The following is a 15,644-nucleotide window of genomic DNA, read 5'->3' as shown; positions in this document are numbered from 1 at the left end:
ACGGCCCCGGATTTCGGGGCCGTTTTTTATTTCTGAACATTCCGAATCAAATTGTTGTGAGCTTTTTGTGGGGAACTTGATGATCTGTTTGGGGCATAAGTTGTGTTGAAAAGGCCCCATGCAGCAGGTTTGAACGCAAAACCATGCGTATTTCACCCTGCAACGTGCTGAAACTGTTCCCGGAATTGCGATTTGTTCTTATAGTCGATGGAACAGCAGAACGAACAACTGGTTTGGGAGGCCCGTGACAGCATGATCCGGTCGGAATTGATTCAGAAGATTGCAGACGAAAACCCACACCTGTATCAGCGTGATGTAGAGCGGATCGTTAATACGGTGTTTGATGAAGTTACCGAGGCGATGGCGCGCGGTGATCGGGTAGAACTGCGTGGCTTTGGCGCCTTTTCAGTCAAGCAACGCGATGCACGCGTTGGGCGCAACCCGCGCACCGGCGAAACGGTCCAAGTGGAAGAGAAACATGTTCCCTTTTTCAAGACGGGTAAGCTCTTGAGGGATCGGCTGAACGGAAAAGAATAAATGCGCTATCTTCGCTATGCGGTTCTTGCGAGCCTTGCAATCATCCTTGCCTCTATTGCGATGGCCAATCGCAACTTTGTTGACCTAAAACTGATGCCGGATGCCTTGGCGGAATTGGTTGGGGTGAACCCTGGTATTTCGCTGCCGCTCTTTGTTGTGGTAATCGGGGGTGTTGGTGCCGGGTTGATGATTGGTTTCCTTGCAGAATACCTGCGCGAGCATAAGCACCGCCGTGAAGCAGGAGAACGCAAACGCGAAGCGCGTCGTTTGGCACGCGAAGTGAACAAATTGAAAGAGCAGAAAAACAAAGGCAAGGACGAGGTTCTCGCGCTGCTTGAAGACGCGGGCTAAAGATGAGCCGCATTCGGACGAAAATCTGTGGCCTGTCCCGGCCACAGGATATTGCTGCGGCTGCAGAGGCAGGGGCGGCATACGTTGGTTTTGTGTTCTTTCCTAAATCTCCGCGTAACGTTTCATATGAGCAGGCGGCGTCTCTCGCAGCAGAGGCTGCTGTTGGGTTGTGCAAGGTTGCCCTGACGGTGAATGCAGATAATGCTGAACTTGATGCGCTTACATCGCAGGTTCCAATCGATATGTTGCAGTTACACGGCACGGAAACGCCAGATCGTGTCGCTGAGGTCCGCAGCCGCTATGGCCTGCCAGTGATGAAAGCAATTGGTATCGCTGATGCGGAAGATTTGGCACAGATTGATACCTATGCGCAGGTTGCCGATCAGCTGTTGATTGACGCAAAAGCGCCAAAGACATCTGATTTACCGGGGGGCAATGGTATCGCCTTTGACTGGTCTTTGCTTGCGCGCAAAAAATATTGGCAAAAACCTTGGATGTTGGCAGGCGGCCTAACGCTTGAGAATGTAGCAGAAGCCGTGCGTAAGACAGGCACTCGGCAACTTGACCTGTCATCGGGGGTAGAGAGTGCACCGGGCGTTAAAGATCCAGATCTGATCCATGCGTTTTTAGCAGCTGTTTCAAAGGCTGGATAAGGTACGCTCCGGCCAACCTGCGGGTTCGTTTTATCCATCTGAAGAAGAGCCGACGTCGCAATACGCGTCGTCGGGTTTTTCTTTGATCGAGTGCAGTTTTTATAGCGGCCCGTTCTTTCTGCCAGGTTGATTTTTCTTCGTGTGCGGTTTGTGTCCGTGGCAGGGCAAAGAGGAAAATCATAGCTTGCTCCATATTTGAAATCTGTGTTTGAATTTCGCTTTGAAGCGCCTTTTGCAAAAGTAATGAAATTTGAGAGAAGACTTTCAAAAATGAAAGAGATGCCATCACTGGATGATTTGATGCTGTTTCTTGCCGTGGCAGACAATGGCGGTCTTGCGGGTGCTGCACGTTTAACCGGGCGCTCTGTTCCAACGTTGAGCCGACGTATGCAGCAGCTGGAGCGTGTGCTGGAACTGGTTTTGTTTTCACGTGGAAAACAAGGATATATTTTGACTGCGCAGGGTCGTGTGCTGCGTGAGAACCTGTCTGAATTTCAAGGGATCGAGCGCGATTTGCGAAAGGTTCTGGAGCATGGTCCACGCCCTCAGGTGCGTATTACGGCAGGCAGTTGGACGGCGCTGTTTTTGGCACAAAACTTGCCCCGTTTTTGGAATCAGACCTGTGCTTGGGTTCCGGATTTCATGGAAAGTACCGTTCCGCTGGATATCGCGCGGCGCGGTGCTGATATTGGTCTTCGGAATGCTCCGCCAGAACAGCCCTGGCTGGCAGGGCGGCGTACGCGACGTGTGACTTACGCAGTTTACGCTCGCTCAATTGAGGTCAAAGGTTTTCTTGGCCTGTCTGAACGGGTGAGACAAACACCTTCGGCCAAGTGGGTTTGGGATACATACCGTGAAGACATTTCAATAACCGCGACCAACCCACGTATGTTACTGGATCTGGCCTGTGCCGGTGCTGGCCTTGTGGTCTTACCCTGTTTTGTTGGTGAGACGGTTCAGGAGCTACAGCAGATCGGAGAAAGGATCGAGGCGCTTTCGCATGAAGAATGGCTGGTTTGTCATCACGAAGCCCGTCATGATCGCGTGATCCGGGATGCTTTGGATCGGCTGTCAGAGTTACTGTGTTCATAAAAGATCTAAGAGAACGGGGGCTCCCGCCCCTGCTTGTGGCCTTCTAGGCCCCTTCACAGCGTTGGGCCGCGCGCCGCGCCGGAGGCGCGGCGCTCCTCGTTTTGACGCTGACCATCGCGAAACCCCTCAGGCGTGCCTGCAAAGGGTTGAGATTCGTCTGGGAAAGGTCGCAATCGGTGTAAAAACTTGCAAAACAGAGTTTCCACTCTGGGCATAGCGCTCTAGAACCAACAGGTACGACGATGGAGAGACCTATGGCCGACGATCTATTCAACAGCTTTATGAATGGCCCTGATGAACAGGGACGTTTTGGCATTCATGGTGGGCGTTTTGTAAGCGAAACCTTGATGCCACTAATTCTGAGCCTGGAAGAGGAATATAATAAGGCCAAGGATGATCCGACCTTTTGGGCAGAAATGGATGATCTGTGGAAACACTATGTGGGCCGCCCCAGTCCGCTTTATTTTGCAGAGCGTCTGACTGAACATCTGGGTGGTGCAAAGATCTATCTCAAACGGGATGAGTTGAACCATACTGGTGCGCACAAGGTTAACAACGTGTTGGGCCAGATCTTGCTGGCGCGCCGTATGGGCAAAAGCCGCATTATCGCCGAAACAGGTGCAGGGCAACACGGTGTCGCCACAGCGACGGTCTGTGCAAAATTTGGTCTGAAATGCGTGGTTTATATGGGCGCGCATGATGTGAAACGTCAGGCGCCGAATGTGTTCCGGATGCGTCTTCTGGGGGCTGAAGTCATCCCTGTGACCTCGGGCCGTGGTACGCTGAAAGACGCAATGAACGATGCGCTGCGCGATTGGGTGACCAATGTAAATGACACCTTCTACTGCATCGGTACTGTTGCGGGTCCACACCCATACCCTGCGATGGTGCGGGATTTCCAATCTGTGATTGGTAAAGAGGTACGCTGGCAACTGGCGGAGCAGGAAGGCGAGGGACGTTTGCCGGACACCGTGATCGCTGCTATCGGTGGCGGATCAAACGCGATGGGCCTGTTTTATCCCTTCCTTGATGATAAATCTGTGCGCATCATTGGTGTTGAGGCTGGTGGCAAAGGCGTCAACGAAAAAATGGAGCACTGCGCGTCTTTGACTGGCGGCCGTCCGGGCGTGCTGCATGGTAATCGGACCTATTTGTTGCAGGATGACGATGGCCAGATCCTCGAAGGTTTTTCAATCTCAGCAGGTCTGGATTATCCGGGTATTGGCCCTGAACATGCCTGGCTGCATGATATTGGTCGTGCGGAATATGTGGCAATCACTGACCGTGAAGCGCTGGAGGCTTTCCAACTGAGCTGCGCAATGGAGGGGATTATCCCTGCATTGGAGCCCAGCCATGCGCTGGCTCATGTGACAAAGATTGCACCAGATCTGCCCAAGGACCATATCATTGTGATGAACATGTGTGGGCGCGGCGACAAAGATGTCTTTACCGTGGCCCGTCATCTGGGGTTTGATATGTCAGACACCGAAGAAGGGCGCGATCTGGATAGAAAATAAGGCTGACCTTGCGCAGATTTCATTTATTCAAGCGGCCCTGCACCTGTGCGGGGCCGTTTTGCTTTGAAACGGTCTTTGATCTAAGATTCGCTTTGCTTGGCTGCGTGGCGTTCCAGAATGTGCATTGGCACAATGTCCAATGCGCGCTGATGGGTTGCTTCCAGATGTACGTCCGGCGCGCAGCCTTCGTCGGCGGCTTGTAAAAAACGTGCCGCACACAGACACCACTGGTCTCCGGGTTTTAGACCTGCAAAGCCAAATTGTGGTTGCGGCGTTGACAGGTCATTACCGACATATTTCGAATAAGCGAGGAACTCTTCGGTCATCACGGCACACACCGTGTGGCTGCCCGTGTCGCTGGCACAGGTATTACAATGGCCGTCACGAAAGAAACCCGTCAGAGGTCGAGTGGAGCAGGGCGCAAGAGCCTGCCCCAGAACATTGATGCTTTGATCTTTTTCCATGTGCAAAAGCCTAGCGCATTTTTTGGGCAAGGAAAGCCCATGACGCCCTCAGATGCGTGAGGTTAACGAAATTTATCCATCAGTTTTTCCATCGGCGACCGGGTATCTTCTTTTGATGCTGCGTTTTCCGGCTTTTGTGCTTTTTGCTCTTTTGGTTTGCTGGTTGAGCTGCGCGGCGGGGCCACACGCAAGGAAACGGCATTCATGAATTTACCGCCGTCTCCGGCCGCAAGCGCCGCGGCTCCATCGGATATGCCACGCATCAGATCATCAAGCCACGTTTCATCCGCTTTTGGAAAATCGCGCAGTACATATCCTGAAACCGCGTCTTTATGTCCGGGGTGCCCAATGCCCAAACGCACGCGCCCATAATCTGCGCCAATATGCGCATGAATGGAGCGTAACCCGTTGTGACCGGCATGACCGCCGCCTTGTTTGACACGACATTTTCCGGGTGCCAGATCCAATTCGTCATGCAGGACAACAACGTCGGCGGGCGTGAGCTTGTAAAATCGCATGGCTTCGCCGACGGATTGGCCAGAATTGTTCATAAAGGTCTGTGGTTTAAGTAGCAAAACTTTGCTGTCACCTAGTGTTCCATCGCAGATTTCTGCCTGAAATTTAGATTTCCAAGGGCTGAAACCATGCGCAGAGGCAATCTCATCAAGGGCCATGAACCCAATGTTGTGGCGGTTTCTTGCATATTTGGAACCGGGGTTTCCAAGGCCAACAAAGAGCTTCATAGGGTGTCTCACGTTAAGGGTGTTGTTGAAGGTAATGCCCTGTGTCGCGCAAAAATTCTAGGGGGTCAGCTGTTTGACTTTGTTTAAGGCAACTGCGATTTTGACGTCATGAAAGGAATATGTGATGGGCAAAGATAAAACGTCTGATAAAAAAGAGGCTGACAAAAAGAACACCTCGTTGCGGTTGGATCGTAAAACTTTGAAAGCATTAAAAATCCGCGCGATTGAAGAAGATACCAGCGTGCAGAAAATTATCGAACGACTGGTGGTTGCCTATCTGGAAAGCCCTTCGACCCTGAATGATAATTGATTATAAACCTATGCGTTCGGCTCTCATTTCATACGATCAAGCCACGTTAGGACGCCGCAGGGACTACTTGCATGTGTTGATCTCATTGTAGTTGACAGCATCGCGGCAAATTTATAGCGCCAGACGCGTGCTTTAGGAGCGTGCCATTGCCTTTAAACGTAATTTCCAACATGTGTTTTTCTTGCATAGCGGCCGTGATCCTTTCGGGAGGGACATATGCAACGGCAGAGACGTTTGGCCCGCCCAAAACATCTCTTCGGTTGGTCGGTCAGTTGGGAACGGCGGCACGTGTTGTTGACCAAAGCAGCGATATTGCTGCGACTGAACTGCGCTTTTCACCATCTCTGTCTGCTCAGGGCAGGGTTGAATGGCAAAATGCGGATGGGCGTCAGATCTATTTGGATCCAGGGATCACTGTGAACCTGTTCCCAAGTCAAACCGATTTGAACGAAGCGCGTCTCTCATTGTTTGGTGAATATCGGTTCAACTTGACACCAGAACGGGACAAGCAGATCCGGCTGAGAACCGGCATTGAGCGTCTTAGCCGGTTTCCGGATGAACGTTTTATTCGCTACACCGCGCAAGGGGCACTGCGAGTGAGGCACGCGCGGGGGCGTTCCAGCATCTACACGTTGCGGTATCGGTATCGTGACCAGAACGAGGCAAACTCATTTGATGGGTTTGATCAGAACGAGCTGTTTGGGAGCGTTAGATATGCTTGGGCTCCGCCACAGGGGCGGGTGGAGCAAATCGCTGTAACACCTTATTTCGACTTGCGTGATGCCGAAGGTCAGAATTTTAGTTACGATGAATTTGGCATTCGCGTGCAAAGTCGATATCGATTGAGAAGTGATGTGACGTTGAATGCAAGCGCACGTGCTTTTGTGCGCGACTACAAAGATGTGTTTTCGGCGGTCTTCCCGATCGAACGCAATGACACGCGTACAGCATTTGAAGTTGAACTCCGCAAGGCCTACAGCCTCGACACTGCATTCTTTGCTGCAGTTGGCTGGGAGACAAATCGGTCAAATATTCCTGTGAGAGACTATCAGGGCGTGACGTTACGTCTTGGAATTGAGGTAACACTTAGGTGAAGCACGTGCCATGTGATCTTATGGGTAGGGGTTGAGTGTTTTGTAATCTTTTGTTTTTAAAATATTTTTACAGAATAGCTCTCTGTCTCGATACTGATCTCTATCCGTTTGGTATATTAGATATGATCTTCTGAGCGAATTTTTCCCGTTCTAGTTTGTTGTATAAAAATCCTACTAAATAACATGTCGCGACAAAAAAGCGGAGAGCAGATACATGGCGAAAGTATTGATTCTGGGTGGTGACGGGTTTTGTGGCTGGCCAACATCGTTGCATTTGTCGGCGTGTGGCTTTGATGTTGTAATTGTCGACAATCTGTCTCGACGTCGCATTGATCAGGAGATGGGTACGGACAGTTTGACGCCTATTTCCTCACCGCAAGAACGTATTGCGGCGTGGCATGATGTGACGAAACGGACGATAGAATTTGTGGAATTGGACATCGCGCGCGATGTGGATGGATTGCAAAATGTGCTTTCCGCACATCGTCCAGATGCAATCATTCATTTTGGTGAGCAGCGCGCGGCGCCATACTCCATGCGCGGCCTGACAGAGAAATTATATACTGTTGATAACAATATTTCAGGTACGCATAATCTGCTTGCTCTGGTAGCAGAACTTGGTCTCAACCCGCACATAGTTCATTTGGGAACAATGGGGGTCTATGGTTATGACGGAGACGGGCTGGAAATTCCCGAGGGATATCTCAACGTAAAAGTTCAGTCTCCTGACCATGATAAGTTGATTGACCGGGATATCTTGTACCCTACGAACCCTGGCAGCGTGTACCACATGACCAAATCTATGGATCAGCTGTTATTCCAGTTTTATGCAAAGAACAATGATTTGCGCATTACTGACTTGCATCAGGGCATCGTCTGGGGAACCCAAACTTCAGAAACGCGACTGGATCAAAGATTGATCAACCGTTTTGATTACGACGGTGACTATGGAACCGTGTTAAACCGCTTTCTGATGCAGGCTGCGTTGGGGCATCCGCTTACGGTGCATGGAACCGGAGGGCAGACACGGGCCTTTATCCATATTCAGGATACGGTGCGTTGTATTGCAATGGCGCTTGAAAACCCGCCATTGCCAGATGGGAAGGTTCAGATCCTGAATCAAATGACCGAAACGCACCGTGTGCGTGACCTCGCAAAATTGGTCGCACGTGTCACAAATACTGAGCTGGCCTATGTGAACAATCCCCGGAAAGAAGCGGCAGAGAACGACCTAAAAGTCTCCAATAAGACCTTTCTTGATCTCGGTTTAAATCCGACCACATTGGCACAGGGGTTGCTTAGCGAAACGGTTGAAATCGCAAAGACATATAGCCATAGAGCGCGCACTGAAACGATCGCAAGCAAGTCAATTTGGACCGATGAGCAGAAACCGGGTCTCGTTGTGAAGCGGCATGGGCAGAAACGCTTTAAGTTGCGGGTAGGGTCAGGTAAAGCTGCGTGATCCAAATGCATTGATCGGGTTCTTGACGAACCGACCAGCTTCATAAGTTATTTAAGGAGAAAGCCATGCGGCTTCTTGGGGTTGTTGCTTTATGTGTGATCCTCTTGACGGCTTTGGTCTTTGGTTATGAGCGTCGCCATGAGATCACCAACCACCTGACCGAGAGCGTTGAGAATCTGCTGCCCCGTGACTTTGCGGTGATTGACGCACCGGCAGCGGGTCTAGAACCTGAAAATCTGACTGCAGGACTTGCAACGATTGCGATGCGTGAAGGAGGAACCTTAACTACGCTGACCAGCTTTCCCGATTTTGCGCGGGCGCGTTTTGATATGCCAACCAGTGTTTTGGCGCGATCAGGTGAAATTCTGCTTGAGCTTGCAGGAGAGCTGAACGAAGGCGCCGAAGGAGTGTTGCGGATCTCCGTAAATGGTGTGCGTAGAACGGCACTCGCACTCGACGAAGGTAGAATTCAACGCAAACTTGTCATGCCGCTGAACACACGTGAGCTGGCATCGGATCAACTTACTGTTTCATTGTCTATTGAGGGGCGCACGCCGCAAGTTGCATGTACTGCGGAATGGAACGGTGGTGTTGCACTTCAGGTGTTGCCCAGTTCTCATCTCAAGCTTCAGCTTAACGACGTCGTGACCAATCCACTGGACAAGTTGTTGCTCGCTGGTGCCCCGACAAGGCTGATATGGCCTAGTCAGACTGTCGTTGATCAAGCTAAGACTCTGGGTCTTGCTCATCGTTTGCATCAAAACGACCGGGATCTTTTGTTCGTTGAGGCCCAGAGCGGTGAATTTGCTTTGACCTCGGATGATATTGCCGCATTGGATGCGCAATTGCCTGATTTTGAAGCCGGTATAGACCGCGAGTATACAGATCTAGCGGTCGGTCTGGGCCAGCGTCGCGCGCAGACGTTTGAGCGTGAAACGCGTTTTCGCATGCCGTTTGATCTTGCAACGCTCGACGGGCAGGTGAAGGCGCTTGACCTGGAGATGCAATATGTATCAGCAGAACAGAATGACGCTTCATGGCTGATCTCGGTTTTTCTCAATGATCGGCTGGTGCACGCAGAGAGAACATCGGCACACACAGGGGTGTTTCAACAGCGTATCGCTTTGCCCAACAGCTATCTTGCGAGCGAAAATTTCGTGACAGTGACCATGCAAAGCGGCGCAGAGCATCAGAATTTATGCGCAACTGGTGTGCCTTCTGTTGTTGATGTCCGCCGAGCTGATATTGTTTTGGATGAAAAAACAGATCAGGCTGCCGCTACGCGAAACTTACGTGCTGCTCTCAGCGGTAAGGTAGCGCTTCTGGTCCCATCTGCGGTTTCGACGTATGATGCACAAATTGCATTTGAAACCTTAAAGGGGCTGTCAGCACTGGGGTTTGACATGCAATTTTCTGCGGGGGACGAAACCGCAGAAACACGGGTTTCAGTGATCACTCCAGACAAATTGCCAAGTGTTCTTACCGAAGCAGGTGAGAGTGTTAGCTGGCTTGTTTATCTGGCGCGTGAGGATAACAACCGGCTTGTTGTTGTATCCAAGACCGAAGCAGCCAAGTTGCCTATTAGACACATGCCGCGTTCGCTGTTGCTTGTGACCTCACGCGTTGCAAAGGGTGCGTGAGTGGCGCAGCAGGACAGCACAACCGCTAAAAAAGACAATGAGACTTACTGGTCTGTAGACAGTGCGCCACGGCGTTTTGCCGAAAAAGTTTCGCCGTGGCGGGCGCCCGTGCTCTTGCTGATTTTTTGCTTGGTTGCTTTTGTTTTGCTGTGGCTGCTCAATAACCTGCCGCTATTGAACGCCTACTTCCTGCACAATGACATTATCTTTGCCCCGGCAACTGGGGGACATGCGATACCTGTTCGAATTTTCCTGTTCAGTTTTCTTGTTGCGTTTGGGATGTCCTGCGATCCGCGGTGGAAACGCAAACTAACCATAACCGCGGATCTGGTGGCGACATATTTTCTGTTCTGCCTCGCGTTGGACTTGTTGTTAACATTGGTTTTTGCAGGATTTGGAATTATTTTTACCCTGCATATTGTTGAAATCGCATCGGGTTTGATCGGGTTTGCGATCTTTTCTTTCAAGCTTCTCGAACATGGCGAAATGCCATCCCGTCTCCCGCTGAACATTGACAGTGCTCAGACACGGCTCATTGCCGCGCGGCTTCTCTTTGTTGCGTCTATTGCGGGTGTTTTTGCCTGGTATATCGGGTCACTAAATCTACCTGTTGAAGCAAGATTGAGAAATGTCAGCCTTTTGGGTGGGATTGGCCCGGGGGTTTTCTTGTTTCTCCCCCTATTTTTTATCCTGCTTTATCTGGGTGCAGTTGTCGAAGCGCAGATGGCGCGTAAGTCGACGTTTAGCCCAGATTTAACCGTGTTTGTTCCGGCTCATAACGAAGAACATATTATCACTGAAACGATCAAAGCTATGGATAGTGCCGCCGCTGCTTATGCCGGGCGTGTTCGATTGCTGGTGATGAACAACGGTTCCGTCGATCAAACCCAACAAGTTGCCGAATACGCGCTTTCGCAGTGTTCTGTGCTGACTGGGGAAGTCATTGATGTACCGCAGCCGGGTAAAGCAAATGCTTTGAATAAAGGGCTGGACATGGTCCAGACGGATTTTTGCGTTCGGGTCGATGCTGACACACAACTGCATCCACAGGCATTTAATCGTGCTTTACGCCATTTTGTTGATCCCACTGTCGGCGTCGTTGGAGGGCTGCCCTTGCCTCCGGGTGGTGGCTTGTTTGATCGTGCTCGGTTTTTAGAAGTTGCAGTGAAACACGGATTCTACTCAGTGGCCTTTTCTGCGATTAATTCGGTCGTAGGGATACCAGGCATGTTTTCTGTTTATAGGACTGAAATTCCGCGCAGCTTGGGGGGATTTGTTGCTGGGATGAACGGAGAAGACACAGATATCTCATTGCGCGCGGGAGAGTCTGGATACAAACTTTTGGTCGACCCATCTGCGCGCTACCTCTCCGAAGTGCCAGCAACCTATAAACACATGCGAGAGCAACGAACACGCTGGTTCCGTTCAGTGTTTCATATCTCGGCGCGTTGCAGGGATCTGTTATATGCTCCGCAAGCGAGCATTCGGGGGAAGATCACGCTGCCTTATATGCTGGTCAATTCAGCGCGACGGGCAATGATGATCCCTTTGGCATTGTTTGGTGTGATTGAATATTTTACCGTTTATGACAGCTTTAACATATTGTCTTGGCAAGCTTTGGTTGCTGTTTTTATCGGGGCACCTGCGATCATGGCCACCTTATGCGCCTGTTTGTTGGGGCGCCCCTTTGCAGTGTTGTTTTTACCTGAATATCTGGTGCTCAGAATTTTGCGCGCCTATTTTACACTTGAGGCGATGTTGTCAATTTCAATAAACAAAAAAGGCTGTCCTATTTATTCTCGTGAAGCGCTTCGCAAACCCCGCCCCAAGAGCTCTCGTATCGCCTAGGCTCAAGCTTTATCGCCAATAAAAATTAAGCGGACGTGCCGCAGTAAGTTCCAATCGCATTCAAGCAATGATGATAAGGCGGATTACACTCACGGGTGAACAGGTTAGGCTTAAAGTGGGGCTAGGTTTAGAAAGCAGGCTATCGGCCCGAAGCTGAGATGACGGCCGCCACTTGGAGTGATTTCTGCGGAAGAACTCTTCCTCGATAACGTATGAATTGTTGCTTCAATTTCCTTGTTGTCTGCGAATATTTCCAGTGCAGCGACATGAGGACCTCAAGATCGCTGATACTTGGTCGTAATGCCTTTGCCATATGGGGATCGTAACCAATGTCAGATGCTATCGTTTCCTAAGAAGTGCTATTGGAGTGGCGCCCTGAAAGTGGTCCACCAACTGGGATCGGATATCCCCCAAATTGGAGGATCAGCGATTGCTGGGAAAGGAGAAAAGCCCGAAGAGAGTGTATCAAAGCTTCGGCAGGTGGAGGTTTTGTAAGGACAAGGCGCAACGATTGCCGGGGGGGTGCCAGATCGGTGTGACGATTGGGATACTGGGAGGCGCGCCGCAAAAGTCCAAAATTGCCTCTCCTTGCGGAAATATGCCGGAACTAAAGCATTTTGGCTCACCCGGTTCGCTTTGAGGCAGCCGCGGCTGTTTAATAGCCGCAACGCCGGTTTGAGCCCACTTTTACCATGGATGCATAGGCTGAATATTGCTTTTGCGGAAAGCTGAACGTAGTAAAAACGGCTATGTCAGACGCTCAGTGCCTTGTTCCGATGCTGCAAGCACCGCCCGTATTACTGCTATGTGCTACCGTGCGAAAACAGAAGATCTCCTGATTAGAACTGTGCGTGACAAATTGAATTTCTGAACACCGAGAATTTCTATTCCATCGTATCCGTCATGGAGCGAGGGTTAGTAAGAAATTCATATGCATAGTGAGCAAGCTACTCAAAAAAAGCGGCGCGTTGTGTGCGCACCGCAAATTTTGGGAATTGCAAATTCTCGATTACGGATGCAATGCCTCGAGCAGCCGGACGATGGCAGCCATTCCGGGATCCTCAAGGCCAATTGATTTATCGGCATAAACTCTGGCGCGCCCAATCTTGTTGGGTTTGTCCTTGAATGAATCTCGGGCCTCCCGGGCCGCACTTGCTGCTTTGTTTAAAAGAGCGTCGGGAGAGTCTTCATCGCGCACTTCAGCGATGATCGCAGCCAATGAGTCAAGTACTGTTTTGTCGCCGAGTTTAGCACCACCACGTGCGATCATAGCGTCTTGCGCTGATTGTAAAAGTTGGGCGACTTCTACCCATTCTACCTCTTTCTGACCCTTCACGTTCTTCCCCGCAGCCATCAATGCTGTCGCCATTAGTGTTCCAAAGCTGGACCCTGACACGGCTGTCATTGCCTTGGCTGCATGGAATAGTGCCATGCCAAGGTCTTCCGGCATTGCTTCCGTCGCCTCAGACATGTTGCGAAACCCATTGACCAGTGTCACGCCAAGGTCTCCGTCGCCCAAACGGCCGTCTAATGCGTTCATTTCATCGCCAATCGGGCCAATACGGTCTTTGATGCGGACAATACTCGTACGTAAATTCTCTGTGGTGAAAGCCATTTTAGTTTCTCCAGAAGGGACAATCGGCACCGGCGTTAAGCAGGCATTCCAATTCGTCATCAAGATGCATCAAAGTGATGGATGCGCCTGCCATTTCCATCGATGTTGCGTAGTTTCCAACGCGAATATGCGCCAGTTCTGCACCGAGATCAGCAAGGCGGGCCTTTGCACGGCGCATCATTAGGTAAAGTTCCTCAACCGGAGTCGCTCCGAGGCCATTGACCAGAATTGCCACGCGATCTCCAGAGTTAACGGGTTTGTCCGTGAGAAGGCGGTCGATCATTTGATCCGCAATGGTATCCACAGATGTGAGCTTGGAGCGTCCAACGCCCGGTTCACCGTGAATGCCCATGCCGATCTCAATCTCGTCATCTGCAATGTCGAAAGTCGGCTTACCGGCCTGCGGAACCGTACAGGACGTCAAGGCAACGCCTATTGAGCGGATGTTGTCAGCAGCCTTTTGTGCTACGTTCTGCGTTTGGATAAGGTCATACCCTGCCGCCGCCGCTGCACCGGCGATCTTGGTGACATAAACGAACCCGGCAACACCCCGACGCTTTTCAGATTCTTCCGGTGGTGCTGCTGCAACATCATCAGCCACAACGACCTTAACAGCAGTAATGTCCTCCATTGCCGCCATTTCACAGGCCATGTCGAAGTTCATCCGGTCGCCGCCGTAATTGCCAACGATACACAGAACGCCTTTGCCGGTGCTGGCAAATTGGATGCTTTCAAGCATCGGATTCATATCAGGCGAGGCGAAAACATCCCCAATAGCGCAAGCGTCAAGCAAGCCATCGCCGATATAGCCACCAAACACTGGTATGTGGCCAAAACCGCCGCCGGAGACGACTCCAACTTTCTGCGCCACAGGCTGCGGACGATGAAGCATACGCCCTGTCGCTCCGCCTATTGCATAGGTCTCAGGGTGAGCCGCAGCCATTCCTTGCAAGACTTCGTCGACATAGTTTTCGGGTTTATTGATGAGTTTTTTCATTGCAGCTCCAAATGATTGTTTGATCTGACGGCGTTCAGGCGACTTCCAGATCGTTCTTTGGTGTGGCGTAGCCTGCGGCGTAGTGGCTTAAACACTGCCGCACGGCGTCCTCGCGTGACATGGGATTGGCAAAACGATCAGGATGTACGGAGTGCAGCGCATATGGAGGCGTGCCGTTGACGATCCAGTCACTAAGGAACTGACCTGCGCCACCACCTGTGCCAATACCAACGTGGAAACCTGAAGCCATCCAAAGCCCCGGGTGGCTGGAGATCGGGCCGAGCACCGGCATTCCATCTGGTGCGTAACAAAGAGGTCCATTGTTCGCGACCTTAACTCCGACTTCCGCCAAGACAGGGAAACGCCACATGGCTGTTTCAAGGTTGTCCATTAATCGCTCTAGATCGGGTGCCAACAATTCTTGACCAAACTCAGGTGGAATACCTTCAGTGTTCCACGATTTTGGCTGCGGTTCGTAGATACCAATCAAAAAGCCGTTGCCTTCCTGACGGACATTGCCGGGGATGATCGGATCACGGACGGTTGGGAGTTCCCATCCGAGCCTTTTTACACTTTCATGTGCGTCAGTCACGATCTCGTGGTGCTCCAACGCATAAAGCGGCATGTCTATCCCCAAGGGTAATAGCATTTCGCGCGCCCAGAAGCTTGTGGCGACAATCAGAATTTCTGTTGTGAACTCTTGGCCCTTTGCCAAGACCTTCCAACTACCATCTGCCAATTGTTCGATCGCATCAACAGGGTGCTGGCGAAGGATTTTTGCACCGCGTGATCGCGCAGAAGCTGCTAAAGCGTGGGTTGCGCCGGTGGGATCTACGTGTCCATCATCCGGAGTATGCGCTGCGCCCAGAACGCCCTCGACATTTATGAACGGATGCAACTTCTTAATTTGTTCTGGGTCTACGATCGAATAGGGAATGCCCAATTGTTCATACATCGGCACGAGGGATTGATAAGCTGCCAGTTCCTCTGGTTTGCTGGCTAGGCGCAAGCTGCCGGTTTTATGAAATCCAACGTTTTGACCGGAATCCGCCTGTGCGCGTTCATAGGTTTTCAGCGAATTGATATAGAGCTGGGTGATCTCTGCATCATGTCCAAAGTGAGTGCAGTTACCGGCTGCGTGCCAGGTCGAACCGGCCGTCAGCTCATTCTTTTCGATGAGCAGTGTGTCGGTGACTCCGCGCTCGGCCAGGCCATACAGGACGCTGCAACCAACAATTCCCCCGCCGATAACAACGGCTTGATAGTTCTGAGACATCTTTTCACCTTAAAATATCATAATGTGAATTTTGTATTTCACAAT

15 protein-coding genes are annotated in these 15,644 nt (G+C 51.1%); 10 read left to right on the top strand and 5 right to left on the bottom strand.

Going from position 1 to position 15,644, the window contains the following annotated elements:
* Positions 1-252 precede the first annotated feature (252 nt).
* The 5 genes from ihfB (at position 253) to trpB (ending at position 4,150) form a co-directional block, all read left to right on the top strand.
* Positions 253-537 carry an integration host factor subunit beta gene (gene ihfB, locus BLP79_RS12130; protein ID WP_090219541.1) on the top strand — a complete coding sequence of 95 codons (285 nt, stop codon included), beginning with the start codon at positions 253-255 and terminating at the stop codon, positions 535-537.
* Positions 538-888: a lipopolysaccharide assembly protein LapA domain-containing protein gene (locus tag BLP79_RS12125; RefSeq protein WP_090219328.1), complete on the top strand. Its 351-nt coding sequence runs from the start codon at positions 538-540 to the stop codon at positions 886-888. It begins immediately after the preceding gene.
* Between the two features lie 2 nt (positions 889-890).
* Positions 891-1,541: a phosphoribosylanthranilate isomerase gene (locus tag BLP79_RS12120; protein ID WP_090219326.1), complete on the top strand. Its 651-nt coding sequence runs from the start codon at positions 891-893 to the stop codon at positions 1,539-1,541.
* A gap of 270 nt (positions 1,542-1,811) precedes the next feature.
* Positions 1,812-2,633 carry a LysR family transcriptional regulator gene (locus BLP79_RS12115; protein WP_090219540.1) on the top strand — a complete coding sequence of 274 codons (822 nt, stop codon included), beginning with the start codon at positions 1,812-1,814 and terminating at the stop codon, positions 2,631-2,633.
* 254 nt (positions 2,634-2,887) lie between these two features.
* Complete coding sequence (trpB, locus tag BLP79_RS12110) at positions 2,888-4,150, top strand: tryptophan synthase subunit beta (RefSeq protein WP_090219325.1); 1,263 nt, start codon at positions 2,888-2,890, stop codon at positions 4,148-4,150.
* An 80-nt stretch (positions 4,151-4,230) separates the two neighbouring features.
* Here trpB and BLP79_RS12105 read toward each other — a convergent pair whose 3' ends face one another.
* On the bottom strand, positions 4,231-4,614 hold the full coding sequence (locus BLP79_RS12105) for a DUF2237 family protein (protein ID WP_090219323.1): 384 nt from the start codon (positions 4,612-4,614) through the stop codon (positions 4,231-4,233).
* Positions 4,615-4,676: 62 nt separating this feature from the next.
* Positions 4,677-5,357, bottom strand: a complete 681-nt coding sequence (pth, locus tag BLP79_RS12100; protein ID WP_090219321.1) for an aminoacyl-tRNA hydrolase — start codon at positions 5,355-5,357, stop codon at positions 4,677-4,679.
* A 124-nt stretch (positions 5,358-5,481) separates the two neighbouring features.
* On the opposite strand from pth, the gene BLP79_RS12095 reads away from it, so the two are divergent.
* The 5 genes from BLP79_RS12095 (at position 5,482) to BLP79_RS12075 (ending at position 11,711) form a co-directional block, all read left to right on the top strand.
* Positions 5,482-5,667: a hypothetical protein gene (locus BLP79_RS12095; RefSeq protein WP_090219319.1), complete on the top strand. Its 186-nt coding sequence runs from the start codon at positions 5,482-5,484 to the stop codon at positions 5,665-5,667.
* 146 nt (positions 5,668-5,813) lie between these two features.
* Positions 5,814-6,761, top strand: coding sequence for a hypothetical protein (locus BLP79_RS12090; protein WP_139163204.1), 948 nt, complete (start codon positions 5,814-5,816; stop codon positions 6,759-6,761).
* 214 nt (positions 6,762-6,975) lie between these two features.
* Positions 6,976-8,223 carry an NAD-dependent epimerase/dehydratase family protein gene (locus BLP79_RS12085; protein WP_090219315.1) on the top strand — a complete coding sequence of 416 codons (1,248 nt, stop codon included), beginning with the start codon at positions 6,976-6,978 and terminating at the stop codon, positions 8,221-8,223.
* A gap of 65 nt (positions 8,224-8,288) precedes the next feature.
* On the top strand, positions 8,289-9,863 hold the full coding sequence (locus BLP79_RS12080; protein WP_090219313.1) for a cellulose biosynthesis cyclic di-GMP-binding regulatory protein BcsB: 1,575 nt from the start codon (positions 8,289-8,291) through the stop codon (positions 9,861-9,863).
* The gene (locus tag BLP79_RS12075; RefSeq protein WP_090219311.1) at positions 9,864-11,711 is read left to right on the top strand and encodes a glycosyltransferase family 2 protein; all 1,848 of its coding nucleotides are present in this window, start codon (positions 9,864-9,866) and stop codon (positions 11,709-11,711) included.
* A gap of 1,009 nt (positions 11,712-12,720) precedes the next feature.
* On the opposite strand, the gene BLP79_RS12065 is transcribed toward BLP79_RS12075, so the two are convergent.
* From BLP79_RS12065 to BLP79_RS12055, 3 genes are read right to left on the bottom strand one after another with little or no spacing between them, the layout of a single operon-like run.
* Positions 12,721-13,326 carry a dihydroxyacetone kinase subunit L gene (locus tag BLP79_RS12065; protein WP_157843989.1) on the bottom strand — a complete coding sequence of 202 codons (606 nt, stop codon included), beginning with the start codon at positions 13,324-13,326 and terminating at the stop codon, positions 12,721-12,723.
* 1 nt (position 13,327) lies between these two features.
* Positions 13,328-14,323: a dihydroxyacetone kinase subunit DhaK gene (locus tag BLP79_RS12060; protein ID WP_090219305.1), complete on the bottom strand. Its 996-nt coding sequence runs from the start codon at positions 14,321-14,323 to the stop codon at positions 13,328-13,330.
* A gap of 34 nt (positions 14,324-14,357) precedes the next feature.
* Positions 14,358-15,599 (bottom strand): NAD(P)/FAD-dependent oxidoreductase, encoded by a 1,242-nt coding sequence (locus BLP79_RS12055; RefSeq protein WP_090219303.1) that lies wholly within the window; start codon positions 15,597-15,599, stop codon positions 14,358-14,360.
* Positions 15,600-15,644: the final 45 nt, after the last annotated feature.

It is taken from the genome of Epibacterium ulvae, from assembly GCF_900102795.1.
GTDB classification, from domain to species: domain Bacteria; phylum Pseudomonadota; class Alphaproteobacteria; order Rhodobacterales; family Rhodobacteraceae; genus Epibacterium; species Epibacterium ulvae.
Note: the sequence above shows the minus strand (reverse complement) of the source record. Positions and strands in the feature narration are given on the sequence as shown.

What these genes read in the sequence shown, in the direction of transcription:
- ihfB (WP_090219541.1), top strand. Translation starts at nt 253, where the DNA reads ATGATCCGGTCGGAATTGATTCAGAAGATTGCAGACGAAAACCCACAC.
- BLP79_RS12125 (WP_090219328.1), top strand. Translation starts at nt 538, where the DNA reads ATGCGCTATCTTCGCTATGCGGTTCTTGCGAGCCTTGCAATCATCCTT.
- BLP79_RS12120 (WP_090219326.1), top strand. Translation starts at nt 891, where the DNA reads ATGAGCCGCATTCGGACGAAAATCTGTGGCCTGTCCCGGCCACAGGAT.
- BLP79_RS12115 (WP_090219540.1), top strand. Translation starts at nt 1,812, where the DNA reads ATGAAAGAGATGCCATCACTGGATGATTTGATGCTGTTTCTTGCCGTG.
- trpB (WP_090219325.1), top strand. Translation starts at nt 2,888, where the DNA reads ATGGCCGACGATCTATTCAACAGCTTTATGAATGGCCCTGATGAACAG.
- BLP79_RS12105 (WP_090219323.1), bottom strand. Translation starts at nt 4,614, where the DNA reads ATGGAAAAAGATCAAAGCATCAATGTTCTGGGGCAGGCTCTTGCGCCC.
- pth (WP_090219321.1), bottom strand. Translation starts at nt 5,357, where the DNA reads ATGAAGCTCTTTGTTGGCCTTGGAAACCCCGGTTCCAAATATGCAAGA.
- BLP79_RS12095 (WP_090219319.1), top strand. Translation starts at nt 5,482, where the DNA reads ATGGGCAAAGATAAAACGTCTGATAAAAAAGAGGCTGACAAAAAGAAC.
- BLP79_RS12085 (WP_090219315.1), top strand. Translation starts at nt 6,976, where the DNA reads ATGGCGAAAGTATTGATTCTGGGTGGTGACGGGTTTTGTGGCTGGCCA.
- BLP79_RS12080 (WP_090219313.1), top strand. Translation starts at nt 8,289, where the DNA reads ATGCGGCTTCTTGGGGTTGTTGCTTTATGTGTGATCCTCTTGACGGCT.
- BLP79_RS12065 (WP_157843989.1), bottom strand. Translation starts at nt 13,326, where the DNA reads ATGGCTTTCACCACAGAGAATTTACGTACGAGTATTGTCCGCATCAAA.
- BLP79_RS12060 (WP_090219305.1), bottom strand. Translation starts at nt 14,323, where the DNA reads ATGAAAAAACTCATCAATAAACCCGAAAACTATGTCGACGAAGTCTTG.
- BLP79_RS12055 (WP_090219303.1), bottom strand. Translation starts at nt 15,599, where the DNA reads ATGTCTCAGAACTATCAAGCCGTTGTTATCGGCGGGGGAATTGTTGGT.